The organism is Nonomuraea sp. H19, assembly GCF_052068215.1.
Taxonomy (GTDB): domain Bacteria; phylum Actinomycetota; class Actinomycetes; order Streptosporangiales; family Streptosporangiaceae; genus Nonomuraea.
This window is the reverse complement of the sequence record NZ_JBQHCV010000017.1, coordinates 1-24,538: the sequence shown is the minus strand read 5'-3', so window position 1 is coordinate 24,538 and position 24,538 is coordinate 1. Positions and strand designations below refer to the sequence as shown.

The window sequence follows — 24,538 nt, the reverse complement described above, 5'->3', positions numbered from 1 at the left end:
TCGACCCTCTGGAGGCTGTCGTCCACGTTCAAGACTTGGACGGCCCGCGGAGTCCTTGTCCGCTTCCAGTCAAGGAGATACGCCATGACCATCATCAGCCCTTTGGACGATGACGCCCGCCAGGCCGCGTCGGAGGCACTGCAACGCGCGCTCGCCGACCTGGTCCTGCTCGGGCTGCTGGCCAAGCAGGCCCACTGGAACCTCGTCGGCGCGTCCTTCCTTACCTTGCACCGGCAGCTTGACGAGCTCGCCGACGCGGCCCGGGAGCAGTCCGACGTGATCGCGGAACGGGCGGTCACCATCGGCGGCGTCCCCGACGGACGCGCGGCCACCGTGGCCTCGAGAGACCGGCTGCCTGCCGTGTCGCCCGGCCCGTTCAACGATCGGGATGTCGTCAAGATCTTCTGTGACATCCTGGCCGCCGTCGTCGCCACGCTGCGCGGCGCAATCTCCGCCACGGCCGACGCCGACCCGGTGTCGCAGGACGCGCTGATCGGGGCGGCCGCGGTCTTCGAAAAGCACTACTGGATGTTCCAAGCGGAACTCGCCTAACTGACCCGACTTATCGGATATGACGGTGGCGACGGAACATCGATGTCAAGTCCGCCCTGGACACGGGCGCACTGTCGGCCGCCGCGACCGGGCCCCGTGTTCGTCTGCCGCCGCGGGCGGGCCGGGCTCCGTCGAACCGATCCGCCAACCCTTGTTCGTCAGGCGGCGATCCATGACCCTCCACCAGACTCACCAGCACCACGACTCACCGCCCACTCTGCGCTGGACGGTCCGCGCTGCCTGCAAGGACGCCGATCCCGGCCTGTTCTTCCCGCCCACCTGGAACAGTACGCCGAGTCAGGCTGACGATCAGGCGCGGCGCATCTGCCAAGCCTGCCCCGTACAGGCAGCCTGCCTCGACTGGGCCCTGCGCACCGGCGAACCCGACGGCATGTGGGGCGGCACCACTCCCGAAGAACGCCGCCAGCTACGCGCCCGGTACCAGCAGGCCACAGCGTGACCATCCAGCACCGCATCATCCCCCTTGTGCCGGTGACTCGGCATCGGCATCAGCGAGGACGTCGCTCCCATCCCCATTACCAAGCAGATCTTTGGAGGACCCGCGCTATGACGAGCAGGCCTATCACCACCGACGACTCGGGCATCCCGGCCCCGAGCGATGAGCATTCGCTGTCCGTCGGCCCGGACGGCCCCTTGCTGCTGCAGGATCACTACCTGATCCAGAAGATGGCCCACTTCAACAGGGAGCGCGTCCCTGAGCGGGTGGTGCATGCCAAGGGCGGCGGCGCCCACGGCTTCCTGCAGATCACCGAGGACGTCAGCCAGTTTACGAAGGCGGGCCTGTTCCAGAAGGGCAAGGAGACGCCGCTCTTCCTGCGCTTCTCGACCGTCGCCGGCGAGCTGGGCAGCGCCGACACCGCCCGCGACCCGCGCGGTTACGCGATCAAGTTCTATACAGAAGAGGGCAATTACGACATCGTCGGCAACAACACGCCGATCTTCTTCATCCGCGACCCGCAGAAGTTCTCCGACTTCATCCACAGCCAGAAGCGCCGCGCCGACAACCACCTGCGGGACAACAACATGCAGTGGGACTTCTGGACACTGTCGCCGGAGTCCGCGCACCAGGTCACGTTCCTGATGACCGACCGCGGCACCCCGGCCTCCTGGCGGAACATGCATGGCTTCGGCTCGCACACGTTCCTCTGGTACAACGCCGCCGGCGAGAAGTTCTGGGTCAAGTACCACTTCAAGACCGACCAGGGCATCAAGAACCTCACCGCCGCCGAGGCAGCCGCCCTGCAGTCGACCGACCCCGACCACCACATCCGCGACCTGCACCAGGCGATCAAACGCGGCGACCACCCGTCGTGGACGGTCAACGTGCAGATCATGCCGTTCGAGGCCGCTGCCGACTACCGGTTCAACCCGTTCGACGTGACCAAAGTGTGGCCGCACGCCGACTACCCCGAGATCACCATCGGCACGTTCACGCTCAACAGGAACCCTGAGAACTACTTCGCCGAGGTGGAGCAGTCGAGCTTCGAGCCGTCCAACATGGTGGCCGGAATCGGGGCCTCGCCCGACAAGATGCTTCAGGGACGCCTGTTCTCCTACCCGGACACGCATCGGTACCGGATCGGGCCCAACTACCTGCAGCTGCCGATCAACGTGCCGCGCAACGCCGTCAACTCCTACAACGTCGACGGCCCGATGGCCTACAGGAACCCGCAGGACCCGGTCTACGCCCCGAACACGGCGGGCGGCCCGGCCGCCGATCCGTCGCTGTACGAGGGCGAGAACTACCACGTCACGGGTGAGATCATCCGCTCGGCGTACATCGAGCACGCCGAGGACGACGACTACGTCCAGCCGCGCGCCCTGTGGGAGAACGTGCTGTCCGACACGGACCGCGCCCACCTGGTGAGCAACATCGTCGGCCACGCCTCGGCCCCGGAGGTCACGGCGGACATGAGGAAGCGGGTCGTGCACTACTGGAGCAACATCCACAAGGACCTCGGCCAGGGCGTCGCCCAGGGCCTGAGCTTGGCCTGACCGGACCGTCTGGCGGCTTTCGAGGACCTGGCGGAAAGGCTGACACATGCGCGACGTCCTGACCCAGATCATGCCGTGGTGGACGGCCGGTGAGGAGTTCGGGCTGGCCACCGTGGTGAACACCTTCCGCAGCGCACCCTGCCCGCCGGGCGCGGCGATGGCCGTGCTCGGCGAGGAGGCCGTCGGCAGCGTCTCCGGCGGCTGCGTGGAAGGCGCGGTCTACGAGCTGGCCCGGGAGGTGACCGGCATCGGGCGCACTGTGGTCCAGCGTTACGGCGTGAGCGATGGCGACGCCTTCAGCGTTGGCCTGACGTGCGGCGGAATCATCGACATCATGGTGGAGCGGGTGTCCCGCGACGCCTATCCCGAGCTGGGGAAGATCGCCGCCTCCGTCACCGTGCGGGCGCCGGTGGCGGTGGCCACCGTCATGGCGGGGCCCGGGGAACTGGGCGCGCGGCGGGTCATCTGGCCGGACCGGGCCTCCGGCTCCCTCGGCTCGCAGCGGCTCGAGGACGCCGTGGACGACGATGTGCGCGGCATGCTAGCTCAAGGGCTGACCAGGGTACGCAGGTACGGGGCTGACGGACAGCGCAGGCTGGATGAGCTGTCGGTGTTCGTGCAGTCGTTCGCTCCTCCGCCGCGCATGCTGGTCTTCGGAGCCATCGACTTCGCCGCCGCGGTCGTGAGGCTGGGCAAGTTCCTCGGCTACCACGTGGTGGTCTGCGACGCCAGGCCCATCTTCGCGACGGCCAAACGGTTCCCCGAGGCGGACGAAGTCGTCACGAAGTGGCCGCACGACTATCTGGCGTCGGTCGAGGTCGACGAGCGCACGGTGATCGCCGTGCTCACCCACGATCCCAAGTTCGACGTGCCACTGCTGAAAGTGGCGCTGCGCACCCCCGCCGGGTACGTCGGCGCGATGGGCTCGCGGCGCACCCACGAGGACCGGCTCACCCGGCTGCGCGAGGCGGGTGTCGCCGACGCCGAGCTGGCTCGGCTCCGCTCGCCGATCGGCCTCGACCTTGGCGCGCGTACCCCCGAGGAGACCGCCGTGGCCATCGGCGCCGAGCTGATCCAGCTCCGATGGGGCGGCTCGGGACGCCCGCTGACCGACACCGAGGGCCGCATCCACGGCGAAGGCTGATCACCGGTACGGCAGCTCACCTCGCAGAGCGGAGTCAAGCGAGTGGATCAGAAAGACGCAGGACGTTCGCGCCACCGAACCGGCGGGCGCCACGCCGGCCCACAAGCAGGACAGCCAGGGTCGGCCGAACGCCGGCCGTTTTCTGCTGACGAGGGGAGTGATCCCATGACGTCGCCCGGACCCCCGCCGCGGCTGTGGACCTCCGAGAGCACCCGCGGCCGGGTTACCCCGATGGAGCTCTTCTTCGATCTGGTGTTCGTCTTCGCCGTCACGCAGGTGACGCACGCGGTGGAGACGCATCCGGGCTGGGAAGGGCTCCTCAAGGGCCTGCTGCCCATGGTCGTCGTGTGGTGGATGTTCAGCGCGTTCGGCTGGCTCACCAACGCGGTGCGACCCGACGTGGTCCCGGTACGGCTGTTGCTGTTTCTCGCGATGACGGCCTTCTTCATCATCGGTTTGTCCGTGCCCTATGCCTTCGAGCCCGAGGGGTGGGCCTTTCCCGTGGCATACCTGGCCGTGGTCGCCATCCACTGCGTGGTGTACCTCACCGCCAGAGCCCCGACGGCCCGGCGGGCCATCCTGCGCAACATGCCGTTCAACGCCGCGGCGGGCGTGCTCGTGCTCCTCGCCCCGCACCTACCGCCGGTGTGGAGCTGGATCTGCTGGGCCGCCGCCGTGCCGGTCCTCTACCTCTCGCCGTTCCTGGGACACATCCGCGGGTTCGTCATCGAGCCCCACCACTTCGTGGAACGTCACGCGCTGTTGCTGATCGTGGTCCTGGGGGAATCGATGGTCGCCATCGGGATCGGCGCCGAGAACACACAGCGCCACGCGGTGGACTTGCCTCTGGTGCTCGGAGTGGTCCTGGGCATCGCAGCGGCATCGGGACTGTGGTGGGTGTACTTCGACGGAGACGAGGTCAGGGCCGAGACGGAGTTCGGGAAAGCCGGCGAACATCGGCGGCAGATGCTGGCCTACTACGCCTTCACCAGTGCTCACCTGGCGATGATCACTGGTGTCATCCTCGTCGCGGCGGGCATCACCGACGCCATCCACCACTTCCACGGCCAGGCGAACCCATGGTGGCTGGGATCCGGGACCGCGATCTTCCTGGTCGGGCACGCGATCTACCGCGCCATGCTGGGAACCGGACGGATCACCGATCGCGTTTTCGGAGCGGTGTGCGCGGTGCCTTTAGGCGTGGCCGCGTCGTTCGCGGGCTGGGCCGCCATGACCGCCGTCGTGGTCGTGCTGACCGCCATCGCCACGAACGACCATCGCCTGATCTCGTGAAGGCGCGCCGGGCGACACGGCCCATGAGCCAGTACTGCGGTTGCTGCCAGGGGCACTCGTTCCTGGTTCGATCCCTTGCGGAGGTGCCCCGACCATGACATCCCGGAATGCCGATGAAACAGCGGTCGTGCTGACCGGCGCGACCAGCGGCATCGGCCACGCCACCGCCCGACTGCTGGCGCCGCGAACCTCTCGCCTGTTCGTGCACGGACCCCAGAGGCTGAGCCAGATCGCCGGGCTCCTGGCGGACCTGCGGGCCGCGAGCAGGGGTGAGGTGCACTACGTACAGGCCGACTTCGACCATCTGGCCGCCGTGGAGAAACTGGCCGCCGAGATCACGAACCGAACAGACCGCGTCGATGTGCTGGTCAACAACGCTGGCCGGCCGGGACCACCGCGGCGAACGGTCAGCCGCGACGGCAACGAGGCCACCCTGCAGGCCAACTACCTTGCGGCAGTCCTGCTGACCGAGCGGCTCACACCCTTGGTCCTCGCCGCAGACGGGCGCGTGGTCCACGTCGCTTCAGCGACGCATCTGTCTGCGTCGCTCGACCCGGAAGATCTCAACCTGGAACGCTCGGCCTACAGCCCCGTCGTCGCCTACGCCCGCTCCAAGTTGGCACTGGTGGCACACGCCCGTTGGCTTGCCGAGCAGGCACCCCGTCCGCAACCAGACATCGTGAGCCTTCACCCGGGAATCATCAGCACGTCCCTGCTGCACGCGATGTTCAACATCGGCGGCGCGTCCGTCCAGCAGGGGGCACGCAATGTGATCCACGCCGCGCTCTGCGCCAACTGCTGGCAGGGACAGTACCTGGACGAGACACAGCCGACCCCGCCCAACCCTGCCGCTCTCGACGGCGACTTCCGACGCCGGCTGGCCGAGCGCACTCGCCATCTGCTGGCTGGCCTTGGTCCTGGCTGAACACGACATGGTGGACGAACTGTGAGCCAGACCGAGATAGGGAACCCGTACGCCACCTATCGGTTGGCCGATGTGCTAGACCGAGCGGAACGTCGGGACCAAACCGGACAGGTACGCACACGGGGCCTCCCGCCGCCGAACATCGCTCCATCCCGCTGACAGGCATCGCCCGTGATCCATCAACACGCCCCCGCCTTTGCAGTCCCATGGCTGGACGCTTTCTATTCGGCAGGGCCGGTCAGGTGGCCGGATTGGTCGAGTAACTGGGCTTCGAGCTGGGCGATCCGGCGGTCGGCGAAGCGGGCGTTGGACCGGGCCGCCTGCAGCCGCTCCTCCAGCCTGCGGTTGTCCTAGGTGAGCTGGCGGACCCGCTGCTTGAGCACGGTGTTCACCGCGCCGATGCGCTGGATGGCCTCGGGCGACATCTCCTGCTGCAGGTCGCGGATCTGCCCCATGAGGAGCGCGATGCGCTCGCGCTGTGTCTGGGGTCGGCGAGATGGAGGCCGCACAGCTCACCGATCCGAAAGCCTCCATCGGCCAGCCAGGTCACCACCAGCCGGTCGCGGGCGGACAACACCGCCTGAGCGAGCCGGCCGCGGGCTCCCTCGGGCAGCATCTTGGGGTGACGTCGGCGGCCTCGTCGCGGCGCTAACGGGTTGCTGGAAAGCTCGCGCGTCACGTGTCCGAGCAGCGCCCGGTCGCGGTCGGCACGCGTCGGGAGCCGGGAGACGCTGAGCTGCTGCCCGAGTTCGCGGTTGATGCCGAGCGCCGCCTGGTGCAGGTAGAACCCCTTCAAGCACGCGGCCATCGTGGTCAGCGTGTCAGAGCCTAAGGAACGTCGACCGGCTCGCCAGGGCTCGCCGTAGGGGCCGCGCCACTCCGCGCCCAGCGCGGCCATGTAGTGGCCCAGGTCACGCAGCGACACCACCTCCAAAGCCAGGGCCTCAGGTTCCAACCATCGAAGATGATCCACGAGCAGGTACGCGTAAGTCCGCTGCGTGCCCGACCCCTCATGTCGCCGCAGGAACCGATCCGCCGGTTCATGCACCGCGCCCTCAGGCCAGACGATGGTGAAGGATCGATGACCGTCGTGGTGGCTGATCGGCTGCACCCGCAGGTCGTTGATGACGAGTCTGCGTCCCATCCGTCCCTCCAATCACTGCGTCGCGAACGTACCGACGCCAGGTGGTAAAGGAGGGCAGAACGCGTACGAAGAGCAGCTTGGCGTACTTCACGTACACCTGAAACGGCGGTAGGAAAACCCACCAAGTGAGAACGAGACCGTTCACAGCCGTCCACGGCCTTCCGTTCACCTCCGAGGGAAGACCCTTCGAGGTCGCACGCGCCCGCCCCAACCACAAAGCCCTCACTTCGACGTCGCTCGCGCCTGGCCGGCACCGCGTCCATGAGTGCGCAGGCGCGGGCACGGCGGTGTACTACTGGTCGCTCACGATGCGTCGCCCTCCTTCGGGTTGGGCTGACCCGAGCCGCCGTTGATGAGGCTGCGGAGGCTGGTCGCGATGTAGAAGCGCCACGCGCTCGAGCAGTTCTCGAAGCACTCGTCGTGGGGGGCGAGGCCCACGTGGGTGAAGCGGACCTCCGTCCCGTCGCCCGTCGGTGCGATGTCGAACGTGATGTCGGTGCCCGTCCACTCCGTCGCGTCAGCGACGAAGCTCAGGTAGCCGTCCACGACGTGCCAGGCGACGCGCCTGCCCGGGATCAACTCCGTGATTCGCTGCGTACTGCGGTGGACGTCCTGGTAGCGGTACGTGAACTCGGCCCCGAGTTCGTCGGTCGGCCCGTCGATCTCACCCGACCACCAGCCACGGACGTCGGTGATGGCGGCGAAGGCTTGATCCGGGGTGCGGTCCACGGTGAAGGCGATGGTGAGGCTGTTGTCGTTCATGAGGTCTCCAGTCCTGTGTGCCGTCGTGGTCAGCGCGCAGCCCCGAGCAGCGCGGCGTTCTCGCGTTCGAGTGCTTTGACAGCGCCGGCCGGCCAGCTCGGCGCCAGGGACGCCGACAGGGGGTCAGGGAAGATGTCCTCCTCACCGTCGGCCACGCCGTCGAAGATCGCCCGTGCGACCGACGCCGGAGCAGCCTTCGGCACGTCGAGGTCGCGGGACATCTCGGTGTCCACGGGGCCGGCCAGGACGGCGTGCACCCGGACACCCCGCGAAGCGAGCAGCGCGCGCAGGGATTGGGTGAGCGAGAACGCCGCGGCCTTGGAGATCGAGTACGCGGGGATCATGGGCAGGGATGCGAGGGCCGCGATCGACAGCACGTTGACGACGGCGCCGCGCGACCGGGTCAACTGAGGCAGGAACGCCTGGGTGATGGCGTACGGGCCGAAGAGGTTGACCGCCAGGTGCCGCTCGAGCACCGTGCGATCATCGAGGTCGTCGGAGACCGCCAGGCCGGCGTTGTTGACCAGGACGTCGAGCGTGTCGACGCTCTCCGCGGCTGCCTGGATCTGCGCGCCGTCGGTCACGTCCAGAATCAGCGTCGTGACGCGCCCGTCGGGGTGGGCCAGGGGCTGCCGCGTCCCGGCATAGACCCGCTTGGCGCCTCTGCGCAAGGCCTCGTCGACCAGCGCGCGTCCGATGCCTCGATTGGCGCCGGTCACCAGGACAGTCCTGTTCGCGATGGTGTTCTCTGTCGTCGGCATGGTGTCTTTCTCCGTTCGGCTCTGACGGTGCGAGCTTGCACAGAGACAGAAACGGCGGCCCCCGGAAATTGGGCGGCCCCATGGCGCCCAGTTCCGGCGGTCGTCGGTGTCAGTATCGAGCGGACGATGACGACGGAGGTGGCCCATGTCGGCCGAACTGCTCCAGCGGGCGCAGGCTGGCGACCGTGACGCGTTCGCGGCGCTGGTCGAGCCGCACCGCGGCGAGCTGCAGGTGCACTGCTATCGCATGCTCGGATCGCTGCAGGACGCCGAGGACGCACTGCAGGATGCGTTGCTCTCGGCCTGGGTCGGTCTGGGCGGGTTCGAGGGGCGATCGTCCATCCGTACGTGGCTGTACCGCATCGTCACGAACCGGTGCCTCAACGTGCTCCGGATGTCCGCGCGCCGATCGGTGGCCGGAGCACCGCTCCCGGTTCCGCCGCCGGAACCCTCCCGGCTGGGTGAGGCGCTGTGGCTGCAGCCGTATCCCGATCTCCTGCTCGACGGCCTGCCCGACCAGGCGCCGGGGCCCGAGGCCCGGTACGAGTCCCGCGAGGCGATCTCGCTCGCGTTCGTGACCGCCGTTCAACTGCTGCCGCCGAATCAGCGCGCGGTGTTGTTGCTGCGTGACGTCCTCGGGTACCGGGCGAGTGAGGCCGCCGGACTGCTCGGGCTGACCGAGGACGCCGTCACCAGTGCCCTCAAGCGCGCCCGCGCGACGATGGACGCGGCCCGCTCGCCCGACCGGCCGCCGCCCCCTGCCGGCGGGCCGGAGGAGCGAGCGCTGGCCGACCGCTTCGTCGCCGCCTTCACCGAGCACGACGTGGATGCGCTCGTCGCGTTGATGACCGATGACGCGTGGGTGCGGATGCCGCCCCTGCCGTTCGAGTACCGCGGTACCGAGGCCGTGCGCCGGTTCTTCACCGCGATCGACGCGCACCGGCGGGGGATCGCCCGGATGGTGCCGGTCCGGGCGAATGGCCAGCCCGCGTGGGGCGAGTACGTCCGCGACCCCGTGACCGGCGGCCTGCACGTCATGGGGGTCCTCGTGGCCGGCTTCGCCGGCGACCGGATCTGCGAGATCACGCATTTCGAGACGACGCTCGCGCCGTACTTCGGCCTGCCCCGAATACTCGGCTAGCTCACACCAGCACCGCTCATCGGCATGTGAGTGCGTTCGGCCGCTCGGAGCGCTCGCCCCTCAGCCCGATCGCCCCGCAGCTCGACGTATGACAACGAGCCGTCGCTCGCGTAGCTCTTCAGCGCGCGACGGACTTGAGCGGACTACGTGGGCGTGGAGCGGCCGAAATCTTAGCTCAGGCCATCAGCCATCCCGGCGGTACGCGATTCAGCCACACTGATCATCGGAGGCGGGATTCGTCAGGGCAAGCACCGTGTGCCGGTTGCGGGGCCCGTTCCAGAACAAGAGCGTTCGGGATGTATTGGCCCCCTATTAGCAAGCCTGTAGCAAAAGGCCCCCACCGGTGACCGGTGGGGGCCTCTGACCTGGAGCCGCCTTCGGGATTCGAACCCGAGACCCCTTCATTACGAGTGAAGTGCTCTGGCCGACTGAGCTAAGGCGGCGCGCCGTACGGCTTGAAAGAGTCTACAGGAGTCCGAGGGGTTCTCGCTCCCATCGATCAGCCGCCGCCCGCCCTTAATCCGGCTCCCCGCCCGAGTCGCCGTACGTCGACTCGTACGCCTTCCGTGGCGCGCACACGCTCGCCTTGGAGCAGGCACACCGCCGCCCGCCGTCATTGAGCCGCACCACCACCGAGTCGGACGGGACGTTGTGCCCCACTACGGTGCCGGCTCCCTGAGGGGTCTCCACGCTGGCCCCCACGCGGGGCGTCGAGGCACGGAACTCCTGGTAGAGCGGATGCTCGTACTTCAGGCAGCACATGAGCCGCCCGCATGCCCCCGCGATCCGCAGCGGATTGACCGGAAGGTCCTGATCCTTGGCCATCCGCACCGAGACCGGCTCGAAGTCCTTCAGGAACGTGGCGCAGCACAGGTCGCGGCCGCAGGGCCCGATGCCGCCCTGCAGCCGCGCCTCGTCCCGCGGGCCGATCTGCCGCAGCTCGACCCGGGCCCGGAGGTTGCGGGCCAGATCGCGTACGAGGGCGCGGAAGTCCACCCGGTGCGGCGCCGAGAAATAGACCGTGTAGACGTTGTCCTGGTCCAGAAAGTCGACGCCGACGATCTTCATGGGCAGCGCGTGCCGTTTGATCAGGCGCTTGCACACGCTGCGGGCCTCGGCCCTGCGGCGCTTGTTGGTCTCGTCGCGGGCGATGTGCTCCTCCCCCGCCGGCCCCGCGCACACCGGCAACCCATCGATGTCCTCGCTCGTATATTGCGGCGCCCACACGCACTCCGCCACCTCAGGACCCGAGTCGGTCGGGACGAGCACCTTGTCGCCCACTTTCGGACTGTGCCCGCCGGGATCGAGGTAGTAGAGCCTTCCGTAGCGGGTAAAGCTCACGGCCATGATCATTCCCATGGGCTCGAGCTCGCCTCCTGACGGCCTAGGGGGTAATTGCGGCCTTCCCTGCCACACTACGTGCGTCCATAGGCCGATGGTCAGGGGCTGTCTGACGAATCACCTGCTCGCCGTGCACTTCTTGCTCTGCCCCAGAGACAGTCCGTAGTCAGCGGCCAGTTTGACCATGTCAGCCATGCACAGGTGGTCGGTGACCCCCGAGACCCCTGGCTGGCGCGCCAACGCACTGATCAGCTTGTCCGCTTCCGCCCCCGGCCTCAGCTCAATCCGAAACGATTCCGGCAGGTCCTCCACTTTGGTCGCCTGGACGAGCGCCTTATTGTCCTTGTGCTCGCGCTGGAAGTTCTCGTATGCCTCCACCTGGGTCTCGAAGAAGAACGACTGGACTTCGGGCCTGTTCCGGATCAACTCCTGGATGGCCTCCCTCTGGGCGTTGGTCACCCCCTTCCCCTTCTTGGTGACTTTGACATCAGTCTTTCCCCGGGACGTGAGCGCGCCGCCGCACGCGCGCCAAACCGACTCCTTCTGACAGAGGAAGACGCTGATATCCGCTTTCGGCGCCCACCTGCTCAGCTCCGCGGCGGTGGAAGCCTGGTCCACGACGCTCTGCACCCCGGCCATCGTTCGGAACGCCTGCTGCACCTGCTCCCGATCGGCCCCCTCCTTGAGCTTCAGCCTGAAAGACCTGGGCAGATCCGTGACCTTGACCGCGTCCAGCAGTGGCTTGTTGTCGGCGAAGTCGACCCGGAAGTCCTCGTAGGCAGCAGCTTGGTCCACGGAGAACACCTCTTCGACCTGTGGCAGTGACTTCACCTTCTGCTCGATCGCCTGCACCTCCTCAGCGCTGACATTGCGCCCCTGGCACAGCGACTCCTTCGGCGCCGACTTCGCGCACAGGAAGATGACTATCTCCGCCTTGTCGTTTTGGGCGGGCTCCGGCTGCGTCGCCACCATGTGGTCCGCGCCGCCCGCGCCACCCAGTCCGACGGCGGTCGCCGCCCCCGCGAACACCACGGCCGTCGCCACGACCACCAGCCGGAAATCCACCCGGAACCGCCCCCGTTCGGGTGCCCGCAGCGGCTTCAGCGTGCTGGTGTCGATCGTCGCCCCCGCCTCGGTGAGCGCCTGCCGCAGTCTGTCTTCCACCGGGCTGTTCATGATTCCTCCCCAAGTGCTCGGCCGAGGGCGGACAGCCCCCGCGCGATCGTGGATCTCACCGTGCTGGCGCTGATCCCCATCGTTTCGGAGATCTCCTGGTCCGCGAGATCGAAGTAGTAACGCAGCGTCAGCGCCTCGCGCTGCCTGCGCGGCAGGTCGCGGAGAGCGAGCAGAACCTCGCGCCGCTCCTCGCCCACCAGCGCGGCGCTCTCCGCCGACCAGACAGGCGGTTCGTACGGCACCGCCCGCCGGAACACCGTCGCCCGCCTGCGCAACACCGACCGGCACCCGTTGAGCACCGCGGAACGCACGTAGGCCAGTGCCTTGTCGGCATCACGCAGCCTGGTCCGGCCGGCATGAGTGCGGGCGAACGCCTCCTGAACGACGTCCTCGGCGGTCGCCTGATCACCGACCATGATCAGGGCCAGTCGCACCAGGCCCACATGGTGCTCGGCGAAGATCGACGCCACGTCGACCCGCCGCCGCGCCAGGGCCTCTTGTTGGGTGAGTACTTCGACTTCCACGTAACAGAGACGCCTGGTTGCCTCGTCTGCTGCTTCGGTCACACGGCAATCTTCCGGCCGGGCAAGTTCCGGACCGCGACGCCGGCGTCATCGCCTCGACCGCGATCCGCGGGGTCGTGTGCTGTTGAGCCCGCTGCCGGCCCTGCGGCGCGGAGGCTCTTGCTCGCCTCCTAACGCTAGGTTCGCCAATGGCCTACCGGCTTGGCGCGCACGCCTTGCCCTGGGGCACGTCCATCAGCCTGTATTCGCAGGCCGACGCCCTCAGGGACGCAACGCCAGCATCATCGCCTCGACCGCGATCTGCGGATTGACGTTCGCCGCGAGCCGTTCCCTGCACTCCATGATCGCATCGATCCGTCGCAGCGTTTCCTCCGGCGTCGACCGCTTGGCCAGCTGATCCAGATCGAACCGGATGTCGTCGTTGGCCAGCTCGATCCCCGCCTCGAACTGCATGGCGATAACGTCCCGATAGAACGACACCAGCTCCAGCAACGCCGAATCCAGCGAATCCCGCTTGATCCGCGTGGCCCGTGACTTCTGCCGGTCCTCCAGCTCCTTCAGCGCCCCGGCCCCGCCGCGGACCAGCCCCCGGTTGAGCCCTTTGCCGGTGGACCCCTCGCCGTAGATCTTGCGCAGCTCGGAGGTCTCGTTCTCGTTGAGCGCGGCCGTGGCCGCGGCGGCCTCCTCTTCGGCCGTCTTCACCAGGCGCTCGGCGGCGAAGATGCACTCCCCCACCCCGGTCAGCGAGCGTGGAATGCTCAGCACGGCCTCGCGGCGCTGCCTGGCCGCCTCGTCCAGCGCCAGCGCCCGCGCCCTGCTGATGTGTCCCTGAGCGGCGCGGGCGGCGAACGTGGCCGTCTCCCAGGGCACGCTGTCCCGCGTGGCCAGCACGTGGGCCACCGCCTCCGTGCTGGGGGTGGTCAGGGTGACCAGTCGGCAGCGCGATCTGATGGTGATCATCAAGTCGTCGGGGGCGGGCGCGCACAGCAGCCAGACCGTGCGGGGCGGCGGCTCTTCGATGGCCTTGAGCAGGGCGTTCGCGGCCGACTCCGTGGCCCGGTCGGCGTCCTCGAACAGGATGACCCGCCACCGGCCCTGGGTGGGCGCCCCGGCGGCCCGCAGGATGAGCTCACGGGTCTGCTTGACGCTGTAGGACAGGCCCTCGGGGCGTACGGACTCCAGGTCGGGATGCGAGCCGATCAGCACCTGATGGCACTGGTCGCAGTGGCCGCAGCCGCCGTCGGGACACAGCAGCGCCGCGGCGAAGGCGCGGGCGGCGTCCTCCCGCCCGGAGCCTGGTGGGCCGGTGAACAGCCAGGCATGCGTCATGCCCGCGCCACGCCCGCCGCCGACGACCTCACCGGCCGCCGTCGCGGCCCGCGACAGCACGGCTATCGCCTGGTCCTGCCCGACGAGGTCATCGAAAACCGTCACAGGGCAAGGCTAGTCGCGGATGGCGGGCATCGTGCCCGTGATGTCCTCTGACTCGTGCGGCACCGGGTCAGGCAGGATGTCGCGGATCCGGTCCTGGATCAGGCGGGTGAGCACTTCGGCCGGCTGCGTGCCGTCGACCACGAGGTAGCGCTCGGGCGCGGCGGCGGCCAGCGCGCGGAACTCCTTGCGCACCCGCTGGTGGAACTCCAGCGGCTCGGACTCGATCCGGTCGGCCGCCCCACCGAGCCTGGTCAGCCCCACCTCGGGCGGCGTGTCGATGAGCACGGTCAGGTGCGGCACCAGCCCGCCCGTCGCCCAAGCGTTGATCTTGGACACGTCCTTGGGATCGAGCGCCCGCCCCGCGCCCTGGTAGGCCAGCGACGAGTCCACGTAGCGGTCAGTGATCACCAGCGAGCCCCGGTAGAGAGCCGGCCGGATCACCTTTTCCACATGCTCGGCCCGGTCGGCGGCGTACAGCAGCGCCTCCGAGCGCGCCGACAGTCCTCGCTCGGCCGCGTCGAGCAGGATGGCCCGCAGCCGCATGCCGACCTTGGTCGAGCCCGGCTCACGCGTCTGCACGACGTCGTATCCCTGGTCGCGCAGCCAGATCGCGATCAGCCGGGACTGGGTCGTCTTGCCCGACCCCTCGCCGCCCTCGAACGCCACGAACAGGCCGGGCACATGCTCGGCGGCCTCGCTCGGGAACCGCTCGCCACGCACCGCGGCGATCAGGTCCGCCGACAGGGAGACGCCCTTCCTGTCGTCCATGTGGCGCAGCGCCAGAATGCCGACGGTCATCGCGAGCGCCCCGCCGATCACCAGCACCAGGTTGGTCCCGCTGAACTCGTAGCCGAACTCGCCCAGCTCCAGCACGTGCTTGCCGAACAGCGCCGCCAGCGGGCTGGCCACGGCCACCACGAGCAGCAGCGTCACGCGCGCGGTCGACTGCAGGAACGAGAACGTACGGCCCCGCAGCCCGTCCTCGACCTCGAGCCCGATCAGCGTGTAGCCGATGATCCAGGCGATGCCCGCGCACGCCCCGAGCAGCACGGTCAGCATGACCACGATCACCAGGTTGTGCACCAGCGCGATCGCGACGAGGACCAGCCCGGCGACCGTGATGGCCACGCCGAACAGCCGCCGCCGCGACAGCTCGCGCAGCAGCCTGAGCCCGAAGAACATGCCGAGCGCCATGCCGACGAAGACCGCGCCGAACACGACGCCGTAGGCCGCGTCGCCGCCCCCGAGCGTCCCCACGTAGATCTTCGCCACGCCCACCACGGCCCCGCCCGCGGCGAACGCCCCGAGCATGCCGATGATCAGGCCCCGCACCAGCCGGTTGCCGCCGACGAACCGCCAGCCCTCGACGATCTGCTTGAGCACCGAGGGAGTGGAGATGGCGCCGTCGCGCTTGGGGATGTCACGCAGCGTGAAGATCAGGAAGGCCGACACGAGGTAGGCGCAGGCGTTGACGACGAGCGCCAGCGCGGTGGCGTCCCGCCCGTCCAGGCCCGGCACGAGACCGGCGGCCAGGTCGCCCAGCACGGACAGGGCCGCGAACAGCATGGCCGCGACCGGCGCGCTGCCGTAGGTGACCATGAGGTTGAGCCGGTTGGCCGACTCCAGCTGCTCCTTCGGCACCAGGTTGGGCACCGTGGCGTCCTTGGCCGGGACCCAGAACAGGTTGACGCACTCGACCAGGATCGTCGCGATGATGACCCACTGGTAGGTGTTGATCACGGGGATCGACAGCACCACGGCGAATCTGGCCAGGTCCGCCGTGAACATCGTCAGCCGGCGGTCGAACCGGTCGGCGAACACCCCGGCGAGCGGCCCGAGCAGAATGGCCGGCAGCATCTTGGCGATGAACACGCCGCCGACCGCCAGTGACTGGACGCGGTAGTCGTCGCCCTGCGTGAGATTCGCGGCGAGAGCGGTCAGCGCCAGGATGTTGAGCCAGTCACCCAGACTGCACACCGACATGGCCGTCCAAAGCCGTCGAAACGACGCATTGGCCAGCACGTGAGTGGGGCGACGTCGGCCAGGGGCAGTCATGATTTCAGCGTATCCAGGTGTTGGCCAGGAGCGGGCGGATGAGAGATGAGCCGGATATTCCCGGCTGCTCGTGGCTGAGGGTATTACGTTCCCCGCCCCGCGCGCAGGATACACACCTCGAATAGGACACCGAAAATATCATCAATTGATAACTCCTGCCCCATGTCGAGCCTCTTCCACCAATGGGCCCCACTCGGCGCGGATGTCCGGTGGCAGTGCCAGCTCATCCCAGAGCTCGGTCAGCAGCACGCCGTCCACATGATCGAGCAGTTCCTGCGAGTCCCCCTCGCACAGCAGCAGCGTGTACGCAGCGCGCCGCTCGTCCCGGTCGGCCAGGTCGTAGACCCGGCCACGCAGCCGCGCCACGCCCAGCGCCGCGGCGACCGGCAACCGCGGCAGGCGGCTCGGCACATGGAACGGCCGTCCGTCGTCGCCGGCCCGGGCGGTGAACTCCACCTTCGGCTCGAGCGCCAGCCGGAACCCGGCCGCGTCCAGGATGCGCCCCGCGGTCTCGAGCGTCGGCGACTTCCTGCCGTGCTCGTAAGCCGACAGCGTGGTCCGGGACGTGCCGCTCACGCTGGCCAGCGCCTTCTGATTCATGCTCGCGGCGTTCCTGGCCTGCTTGAACAGCAACCCGCCACGCTTGGCCCAGAAGGCGGCGTGCGCCGCCTCCATCGGGGAAGAGACCATGCCCACCTCCGAGAAGTACCCGAGCGGATACTACGGCATGATCGCCATGCGTGACCTCAGGAGAGCGGAAAGTCAGCGGGACAACTGAAGCATAGTGATCTCCGGCGGCGCCCCGACGCGCACCGGCGGTCCCCAGAACCCGGCGCCGCGGGTGACGTACACCTGCACTCCGTCCACCGTGGCGAGCCCCGACACGACCGGCTGCTGCAGCCCCACCACCAGGTTGAACGGCGCCAGCTGGCCACCGTGCGTGTGCCCGGACAGCTGCAGGTCGACGCCGTGGCGCGCGGCCTCGGTCACCTGGATCGGCTGGTGCGCGAGCAGCACGGTGGACCGGCTGGTGTCGCGGTTGCCGAGCGCCTTGCCGAAGTCGGGGCCGTCGCCTCCGGACGTGCCGTTGAGGTCGTTCACCCCGGCCAGGTCGAGCACGGCGCCCTGGTGCCTGATCTCCACGCGCTCGTTTCGCAGCGAGCGGACACCGAGCTCCCCGAGTTCCTCGATCCACTCGGTGAAACCGTTGGGAGCGAAGTATTCATGGTTACCGGTCACGAAATACGCCCCATAACGGGACTCTAGATTCTTCAGCGGCTGCGCCAGCGGCCCCAGTTGGGCCACCGACCCGTCCACCAAGTCGCCCACGATCGCCACGACATCGGCCTCGAGCCCGTTGATCATGCGGACGATCCGCTCGGTGTGCGCCTTGCCGGTGAGCGGCCCCAGATGGATGTCGCTGACCACGGCGAACCGCAGGCCGTTGAGCCGCGGGTCCAGCTTCGGCAGCCCGACCTTCACCGACTCGATCACGGGATCGCCCAGAGCGCTCGTCACGCCGTATCCCACCGCTCCCATCGCGCCCACCCCGGCGATGGCGGCGGTGGTCCGCCCGAGAAAGAGCCGCCTGCTCATCGAATGAGCGGCCTCCGGCGCGGCCGGTACCGCCGGCGCTTCCGGCGCGACCTCCGCGGGCGCGGGGGCACCCGCCCGCACCGCTTCCGGCGCGACCTCGGCAGGCACGGAGGCCCCCGCCCGCACCGTCTCGGCGGGCGCGGAGGCACGCGCCGGCACCGCGACGGGCGCGGGCGCCCGCCGCCGCTCGGACCTGCGCAGCAACAGCCCCGCCACGGCCCGCGGGATCTCCAGCACCACCAGGAAGATGATCAGGTAGAACATCAACGCGAACCAGATATAGCCCGGCCAGGCCAGCCAGTTCGCGAACTCCGCCCGCGTGCTGACGAACGTCGCCACGACCAGCAGCACCAGACCCACCAAGCCCCAGGTCAGCGCCTTGCGGAGCCGTCCGGGGCCGGTGGTCGAACGCACCAGCCGGTGCCAGAGATAAAAGTGCGCCAGGAAGACCAGGGCGACGAAGACCAGCACGATCACGTGAATGATGCTACTTACGATTTGGCCGCCGGCTTCTTCGCGGCCGGCTTTTTCGCCGGAGCCTTCCTGGTGGTGGTGGTCTTCTTCGGCGCGGGTGCCCGCTCACGGCGCTCGGCCAGCAGCTCGGCCGCCCGCTCGATCGTGATGTCCTCGACGGTGTCGCCCTTGCGCAGGGAGGCGTTGGTCTCGCCGTCGGTGACGTACGGGCCGAACCGCCCCTCCTTGACCACGACCGGCTTCTTGGAGTTGGGGTCGTTGCCGAGCTCGCGCAGCGGTGCCGCGGCCGCGGCCCGCCGCCCGCGCTGCTTGGGCTGCGCGAACAGCTCCTTCGCCTGGTCGATCGTGACCGTCAGCAGGTCCTCCTCCGTGGCCAGCGAACGCGAGTCCGTCCCCTTCTTCAGGTAAGGGCCGAACTTGCCGTTGTACGCCACGACCTCCTCGCCCTCCAGCTCACCCACAGCCCTGGGGATCGTCAGCAGCTTGAGCGCGTCTTCCAGCGTGATGGTGTCGAGCGACATGGTCTTGAACAGCGAGCTCGTGCGGGGCTTCGGCGCGTCAGCCTTCTTCGTCCGCCGCTTCGGAGTTTCCTCCTCCGCTGCCGGCTCGGGCAGGATCTCCGTCACGTACGGTCCGTACCGGCCGTCCTTGGCCACGATCATGTGCCCGGTCACCGGGTCGCGCCCCAGCTCCCGATCACCCGTGGGCCGCGAGAACAGCTCCTCGGCCTTCTCCGCCGTCAGCTCGTCCGGCGTCATGTCCTCGGGCACGTTGACCCGGGCGCCTTCCCTGTCGAGGTAGGGGCCGTAACGGCCGACCCGCAGCACGATGTCCGTGCCCCTGATCGGGAACGAGCTGATCTCCTTGGCGTCGATGTCGCCCAGGTCGGTGACCATCTCCTTCAGGCCCTCGTCGCCATCGGAACCGTAGTAGAAGCGGTGCAACTCGGGCACCCGCTCCGCACGGTCGTTGGCGATGTCGTCGAGCACCTTCTCCATCTCGGCCGTGAAGTCGTAGTCGACCAGGTTGCCGAAATGCTGCTCCAGCAGGTTGACCACGGCGAACGCCAGGAACGACGGCACCAGCGCCGTGCCCTTCTTGAACACGTAACCGCGGTCCAGGATGGTCCCGATGATCGAGGCGTACGTCGACGGCCGCCCGATCTCCCGATCCTCCAGCTCCTTGACCAGCGACGCCTCGGTGTAGCGCGCGGGCGGCTTGGTCGAGTGCCCGGCCACGTCCAGCCTGGTCGCGGTGAGCGCGTCGCCCTCGGCGAGGGTCGGCAGCCGCTTCTCGGAGTCGTCGCGGTCGCTCGAGGGGTCGTCAGCGCCCTCGACGTACGCCTTGAGGAACCCGTAGAACGTGATCGTCCGCCCGGACGCGCTGAACTCGACGTCCTCGCCAGACGACGACCGGCCGGCCACCTTCACCGTGATCGACTCGCCGACCGCGTCCTTCATCTGCGAGGACACGGTGCGCTGCCAGATCAGCTCGTAGAGCCGGAACATGTCGCCCGACAGCCCGGTCTCGCCCGGGGTGCGGAACTCCTCACCGGAGGGCCTGATGGCCTCGTGCGCCTCCTGGGCGCTCTTGACCTTGCTGGTGTAGACGCGCGGCTTGTCCGGGACGTACTGGGCCCCGTACAGCTTGATCGCCTGTGACCGGGCGGCCGCCACCGCCGTCGCCGACAGCGTGATGCTGTCGGTACGCATGTAGGTGATGTAGCCGTTCTCGTAGAGCCGCTGGGCGACCTGCATCGTGTATTTCGCGGAGAACCCCAGCTTCCGGCTGGCCTCCTGCTGCAATGTGGTCGTCCGGAACGGCGCGTACGGCTTGCGGGTGTACGGCTTGCGCTCGACCGACTTGACCGCGAACGACGAGCCCCGGAGCCGGCCGGCCAGCTCGCCCGCGGCGGCCTCGGACAGGTGCAGCACGTCGGCGCTCTTGAGCCGCCCGGTGCTGGCGAAGTCGCGGCCCTGCGCCACCCGCTTGCCGTCGACCACCGTCAGCGTCGCGGTGAAGTCGCGCGGCCGCTCCTTGGTCTTGCCGGTGTCGAAGAGCGCCTGCAGATCCCAGTAGTGGGCAGCCGTGAACGCCATGCGCTCCCGCTCGCGCTCCACCACCAGCCGCGTCGCCACGGACTGCACGCGGCCCGCCGACAGCCGGGGCTTGACCTTCTTCCACAGCACGGGGCTGACCTCGTAGCCGTAGAGCCGGTCGAGGATGCGCCGGGTCTCCTGGGCGTCGACGAGGCGGAGGTTGAGGTCGCGCGGGTTGGCCACGGCGTCCTGGATGGCCTGCGGGGTGATCTCGTGGAACACCATGCGGTGCACGGGAACCTTGGGCTTGAGCACCTCGCGCAGGTGCCAGGCGATGGCCTCGCCCTCCCGGTCCTCGTCAGTGGCCAGATAGAGCTCGTCAGCGTCCTTCAGCAGCTGCCGCAGCTTGTTGACCTGCGCCCTCTTGTCCGGGTTGATGACGTACAGCGGCTCGAAGTCGTGCTCGACATTCACCCCGAGACGCGCCCATGGCGCCCCCTTGTACTTCTCGGGGATGTCGTCGGCCTTCTCCGGCAGGTCGCGGATGTGGCCGATGCTCGATTCGACGATGTAGCCGCGCCCGGCAAGGTACCCAGCAATCGTCTTCGCCTTGGCGGGCGACTCGACGATCACCAGGCGTGTTCCGCCGGCGCTGCCGTTCTTGGCTGGCACGCTGCTTCCTACCTCGCTGTTCGCTTGCAAAATCCCCCTGGCCGGGAGTCGGCACAGACTGAAAGGTAACCCGACTCGCGGAAATTTCCTTCCCCCGGGCTACCCACTAGCTTCCGGGTCCATCCACAAGCACGCAGAATAAGGCCCATCGAGCGGCATGGCGCCCTGACTCACCCTGGAGACTAATCGTTGTGCTCGACTACTCCTACATGGATATCTTCATTCCGCGCGACCTCACTCGCGAAGCAGCACGTCAGCTGCTGACCGAACACGCAGAGTACGGACAGTGGGAGCTGGCGCGCGTACGTGTGCACCCCGACGGCAGCCGTCACGTACGGCTACGCCGTAAGATCATGCGGGTACGCCGCACGCTCTGAGGCGTGGACATGGCTTTGCCCGCCCCGGGCCGCGCCCCCGGAACGGGCAAAGCATCTATCGCTGGCTGCTCACGGGCTGTGAGCAGTAGCCGGGTCTGGTATTACGTACGCGCTGATTTCTCATTTACGGTTACTTGCGGCCGAACCGGAGACGGCGGGCCGAGGCGAACAGCGTCGCCGAGGCGGCGAACATCGCGCCCAGCACGAGCGCGAGCAGCGAGCTCGAGTTCATCCCGGTGACGCCGGCGGGCTGCTCGGCGCTCATCAGGCCGACGGCGCCGATGGGCAGACCCTTGGCGACCGAGTTCACCGCGCCGCCGGCCGGGGTGGAGGCGACCAGGTCGGTCGCCGGAGCGAGCGGGGAGACCGACCGGACGGAGCCGGCGCGGTCGGTGTGGCCGGCCAGCGCGGTCTTCGGCCGGGCCGGGGTCTGCGCCTGAGCGGGCAGGCCGGGCAGCTCGGGCAGGTTCGGCAGGCCGAGCGTCTTGGAGGCGTCCGCGACCAGGGGCACCTGCCGGGTGACGCCGGAGACGTCCGGCAGCTGAGCGGTCCGGGCGACGTTCTCCACCTGCTGGGTGACGCCGGTGGCCTCCTGCAGGGCGCCCAGAGCCGGGACCCCCTGCAGACCGCCGAGGGCCGGACCCGTGGGCAGTGCGGGCAGCAGCCCGCCCTTCGCGGCCGTGGCCTTGCTGCCGGCCTGAGCGAAGCGACCGTAGCCGCCGTGGCCGTGGTGTCCCGGCTTGCCGACGTGCGCCCCGCCGAGGCATCCGGCCGCCGCGTCACCCAGGACGGCGACGGCGTTGCCGCAGGCGTTGACCGGGGCGGCGATCGGCGCGACCACCTGGTTGCCGCTCAGCACCCCCGCCTTCCCCGAGGTGTGGTTGCCGCCGCCTGCGCTGCTCTTCACGGAGGCGCCGCCCTTGCACCCGGCGAACGCGTGCCCGAGCACGGCCGCCGTATTGCCGCAGATGTTGACCGGGGCGGCGATCGGCGCGACCACCTGGTTGCCGCTCAGCACCCCCGCCTTCCCCGAGGTGTGGTTGCCACCCGCGCCGGAGCCGCCGTCCACGGAGGCGCCGCCCTTGCACCCGGCCGACGAGTTGCCCACGGCGTTGCCGCAGACATCGACCGGCAGGCTGATCGGGGCGATCACCTGGTTGCCGCTGCCCGCCGCGAAGCGCCCATCGGTGTCGTTGCCCGTCGAGCCCGGGGTTATGCGACGGCTGTGGTAGCCGTGACCCTTGTTGACGCTGGAGCCGCCCTTGCACCCGGCGAACGCGCGGCCGACCACCGCCGCCGAGTTCCCGCAGATGTCGACCGGCGCGGTGATCGGCGCGACGACCTGGTTGCCGCCCAGAACGCCGGCCTCGCCGGAAGTGCTGTTGCCGCCGCCCACGCCCGCGTTGTGGACGCTGCTGCCGCCCTTGCACCCGGCCGTGGCGTCACCGAAGATCGCCACCGCGTTGCCGCAGGCGTTCAGCGGCGCAGTGATCGGCGCGGTGATCTGGTTGCCGCCGAGCACGCTGGCGTCGCCCGACGTACGGTTGCCGCCCGCGCCGCCCTTGCCCTGGTTACGGACCGTGGCGCCACCCTTGCAGCCGGCGTCGGACTTGCCGAACAGCGAGACCGCGTTGCCGCAGGCGTTGATCGGCGCGGTGATCGGCGCGTTGACCTGGTTGCCGCCGCCGATGGACGCGTCGCCCGAGGTCCTGTTGGGGATGCCGCTCCGGCCGTGGTTCACGACCTCGGCGCCGCCCTGCGAGGACGCATCCGCCGAGCCGGCCGCGGCGACGGAGTTGCCGCTGATGTCGATGGGCAGCGAGATCGGCAGGTCGACCTGGTTGCCGCCGCCGATGGACGCGTCGCCGGAGGTGTCGGCGAGCGCGGTGCCGCTGCCGCCGAACGACATGACGGCCACCGCGAGAAGGGCGGCAGGGGTCGATGCCTTGGCCCACGTACGCATGATGAATGCTCCTACTGGTTCTTTGGGGGATACCTGACACGGATCGCGGGCAGCCCGAGGCCGGGCGAGGTTCAGCGCACAGCGGAGACCTCGGACTCGCGAACCGGATGGAACTGACGTGCCACTCGCCGGCGGAGGGGCTCAGACCACGCTCCGCCACAGTTCTGGAATGCAGACCGGGGGCCCGCAATCGGCGGGCCGACCGGCGTCAGGGCGGGGATCAGTCAGGTGAGAAAGAAGGGTCGTCCGCCGCTGTGCGGACGACCGGGGGAAGCACGTACGCCGGGACGGCGCGGCGTGCCTGGAGTCGCGGGTCGAAGACGGACCTCGCGACGTCCCCCGCAGCGGGCCCGAACGGGCCACTGCCACCGCCGTTGGGCACCAAGCCATTGGTGTCCAGGATCTTTCCGGCGGTGGACGGTGATGGCAGACCAGGATCCTGCTGGCTGTTGAGCCCGTCGACCGTACGCCCGGCCATCGCCTCAGCGTTGCGCGAGCCGACAGGGACAAGAGGTGAGCCGGCATCCCGGGCAGCAGTCGCCGCCGTGGTGGTGTGAGGGCTCCCGCCTGTCGCCGCAGTCGCGACTGCCGGCGCAGCTACGTCCGTCGCTGTAGCCGCGCCTGTTGCCGCAGTGGCGTCCGCGGCCGCCGGAGCAGCGGTGAGCGTGCCGAACAGAACAGCGAGCAGCCACCCGGCGGCCACAAGGGCGCCCATCGCGGCTGCCCGCACCACGACCCGACGGGCACCGGCCGCGAACCGCGCCATCCGGTCGACCCGATCGGTGGTCGTGTCCTGCCCCGGGACGGTCACAGGCAGACGGCACGCAGCGAGGGCCATCACCCTCATTTGCTGCACCGCCGTGCGTGCCACGTGACCTCCCGAATTCCAGAACCGGCCTCACGTCGTGAGGCCGGTCCATGGACTCACCCCTCAACGGTCCGTAACCGTAGCAGCACCCACGGTTGTCGCAAGGCCTTTTCACTGGAGACCCAGGAATTGGCCAAGCCCCCACCACCCAAACCAGCCCCAATGGACCGATACCCCTCTGACCTGCGTCATGAGACCGCCACTGAGAGAGCGCCATCCTGTTTCCGCAGGTAGATGAGGCTGGTGTGGTGGCGGTCGGATGTGAACGTCGTGGTAGCGGG

20 protein-coding genes and 1 tRNA gene are annotated in these 24,538 nt (G+C 68.9%); 8 read left to right on the top strand and 13 right to left on the bottom strand.

Annotation, left to right across the window (positions count from 1 at the left end; translation table 11 throughout):
- Positions 1–84 precede the first annotated feature (84 nt).
- The 6 genes from ACTMTI_RS32950 to ACTMTI_RS32925 all read left to right on the top strand — a co-directional run bounded on the left by ACTMTI_RS32950 (position 85) and on the right by ACTMTI_RS32925 (position 5,930).
- Positions 85–552 (top strand): Dps family protein, encoded by a 468-nt coding sequence (locus tag ACTMTI_RS32950; RefSeq protein ID WP_441124550.1) that lies wholly within the window; start codon positions 85–87, stop codon positions 550–552.
- 172 nt (positions 553–724) lie between these two features.
- Entirely contained in the window at positions 725–1,012 is a 288-nt protein-coding gene (locus ACTMTI_RS32945) for a WhiB family transcriptional regulator (RefSeq protein ID WP_441124549.1), read from the top strand.
- Positions 1,013–1,119: 107 nt separating this feature from the next.
- Complete coding sequence (locus ACTMTI_RS32940) at positions 1,120–2,568, top strand: catalase (protein WP_441124548.1); 1,449 nt, start codon at positions 1,120–1,122, stop codon at positions 2,566–2,568.
- 46 nt (positions 2,569–2,614) lie between these two features.
- Positions 2,615–3,712 carry an XdhC family protein gene (locus ACTMTI_RS32935; RefSeq protein WP_441124547.1) on the top strand — a complete coding sequence of 366 codons (1,098 nt, stop codon included), beginning with the start codon at positions 2,615–2,617 and terminating at the stop codon, positions 3,710–3,712.
- A gap of 165 nt (positions 3,713–3,877) precedes the next feature.
- Complete coding sequence (locus ACTMTI_RS32930; RefSeq protein WP_441124546.1) at positions 3,878–5,005, top strand: low temperature requirement protein A; 1,128 nt, start codon at positions 3,878–3,880, stop codon at positions 5,003–5,005.
- A gap of 127 nt (positions 5,006–5,132) precedes the next feature.
- A complete protein-coding gene (locus ACTMTI_RS32925; RefSeq protein ID WP_441124545.1) occupies positions 5,133–5,930 on the top strand; it encodes an SDR family NAD(P)-dependent oxidoreductase in 798 nt (265 codons plus the stop codon).
- 388 nt (positions 5,931–6,318) lie between these two features.
- Here ACTMTI_RS32925 and ACTMTI_RS32920 read toward each other — a convergent pair whose 3' ends face one another.
- The 3 genes from ACTMTI_RS32920 to ACTMTI_RS32910 all read right to left on the bottom strand — a co-directional run bounded on the left by ACTMTI_RS32920 (position 6,319) and on the right by ACTMTI_RS32910 (position 8,597).
- Positions 6,319–7,074 (bottom strand): hypothetical protein, encoded by a 756-nt coding sequence (locus ACTMTI_RS32920; protein ID WP_441124544.1) that lies wholly within the window; start codon positions 7,072–7,074, stop codon positions 6,319–6,321.
- A gap of 303 nt (positions 7,075–7,377) precedes the next feature.
- Complete coding sequence (locus ACTMTI_RS32915; RefSeq protein ID WP_441124543.1) at positions 7,378–7,836, bottom strand: SRPBCC family protein; 459 nt, start codon at positions 7,834–7,836, stop codon at positions 7,378–7,380.
- Positions 7,837–7,865: 29 nt separating this feature from the next.
- Positions 7,866–8,597, bottom strand: coding sequence for an SDR family NAD(P)-dependent oxidoreductase (locus ACTMTI_RS32910; RefSeq protein ID WP_441124542.1), 732 nt, complete (start codon positions 8,595–8,597; stop codon positions 7,866–7,868).
- Positions 8,598–8,742: 145 nt separating this feature from the next.
- On the opposite strand from ACTMTI_RS32910, the gene ACTMTI_RS32905 reads away from it, so the two are divergent.
- Positions 8,743–9,738 (top strand): sigma-70 family RNA polymerase sigma factor, encoded by a 996-nt coding sequence (locus ACTMTI_RS32905; RefSeq protein WP_441124541.1) that lies wholly within the window; start codon positions 8,743–8,745, stop codon positions 9,736–9,738.
- Between the two features lie 366 nt (positions 9,739–10,104).
- On the opposite strand, the gene ACTMTI_RS32900 is transcribed toward ACTMTI_RS32905, so the two are convergent.
- The 9 genes from ACTMTI_RS32900 to topA all read right to left on the bottom strand — a co-directional run bounded on the left by ACTMTI_RS32900 (position 10,105) and on the right by topA (position 21,049).
- Positions 10,105–10,181: transfer RNA gene (locus ACTMTI_RS32900), tRNA-Thr, on the bottom strand.
- Positions 10,182–10,254: 73 nt separating this feature from the next.
- On the bottom strand, positions 10,255–11,091 hold the full coding sequence (locus ACTMTI_RS32895) for a PSP1 domain-containing protein (RefSeq protein WP_441124764.1): 837 nt from the start codon (positions 11,089–11,091) through the stop codon (positions 10,255–10,257).
- Between the two features lie 105 nt (positions 11,092–11,196).
- Positions 11,197–12,255, bottom strand: a complete 1,059-nt coding sequence (locus ACTMTI_RS32890; protein ID WP_441124540.1) for a permease-like cell division protein FtsX — start codon at positions 12,253–12,255, stop codon at positions 11,197–11,199.
- The gene (locus tag ACTMTI_RS32885) at positions 12,252–12,779 is read right to left on the bottom strand and encodes a SigE family RNA polymerase sigma factor (protein WP_441124539.1); all 528 of its coding nucleotides are present in this window, start codon (positions 12,777–12,779) and stop codon (positions 12,252–12,254) included. Before ACTMTI_RS32885 ends, ACTMTI_RS32890 begins: the two co-directional genes overlap by 4 nt.
- A 261-nt stretch (positions 12,780–13,040) precedes the next feature.
- Entirely contained in the window at positions 13,041–14,213 is a 1,173-nt protein-coding gene (locus ACTMTI_RS32880) for a DNA polymerase III subunit delta' (RefSeq protein WP_441124538.1), read from the bottom strand.
- Between the two features lie 9 nt (positions 14,214–14,222).
- Complete coding sequence (tmk, locus tag ACTMTI_RS32875; protein WP_441124537.1) at positions 14,223–16,268, bottom strand: dTMP kinase; 2,046 nt, start codon at positions 16,266–16,268, stop codon at positions 14,223–14,225.
- Between the two features lie 141 nt (positions 16,269–16,409).
- Positions 16,410–16,958, bottom strand: a complete 549-nt coding sequence (locus ACTMTI_RS32870; RefSeq protein WP_441124536.1) for a helix-turn-helix transcriptional regulator — start codon at positions 16,956–16,958, stop codon at positions 16,410–16,412.
- Positions 16,959–17,030: 72 nt separating this feature from the next.
- On the bottom strand, positions 17,031–18,341 hold the full coding sequence (locus ACTMTI_RS32865; RefSeq protein WP_441124535.1) for a metallophosphoesterase: 1,311 nt from the start codon (positions 18,339–18,341) through the stop codon (positions 17,031–17,033).
- Between the two features lie 14 nt (positions 18,342–18,355).
- Positions 18,356–21,049 carry a type I DNA topoisomerase gene (gene topA / locus ACTMTI_RS32860; RefSeq protein WP_441124534.1) on the bottom strand — a complete coding sequence of 898 codons (2,694 nt, stop codon included), beginning with the start codon at positions 21,047–21,049 and terminating at the stop codon, positions 18,356–18,358.
- 191 nt (positions 21,050–21,240) lie between these two features.
- On the opposite strand from topA, the gene ACTMTI_RS32855 reads away from it, so the two are divergent.
- Positions 21,241–21,426 carry a DUF5703 family protein gene (locus ACTMTI_RS32855; protein WP_103957247.1) on the top strand — a complete coding sequence of 62 codons (186 nt, stop codon included), beginning with the start codon at positions 21,241–21,243 and terminating at the stop codon, positions 21,424–21,426.
- Positions 21,427–21,556: 130 nt separating this feature from the next.
- On the opposite strand, the gene ACTMTI_RS32850 is transcribed toward ACTMTI_RS32855, so the two are convergent.
- Entirely contained in the window at positions 21,557–23,389 is a 1,833-nt protein-coding gene (locus ACTMTI_RS32850; protein ID WP_441124533.1) for a chaplin family protein, read from the bottom strand.
- Between the last annotated feature and the right edge of the window lie 1,149 nt (positions 23,390–24,538).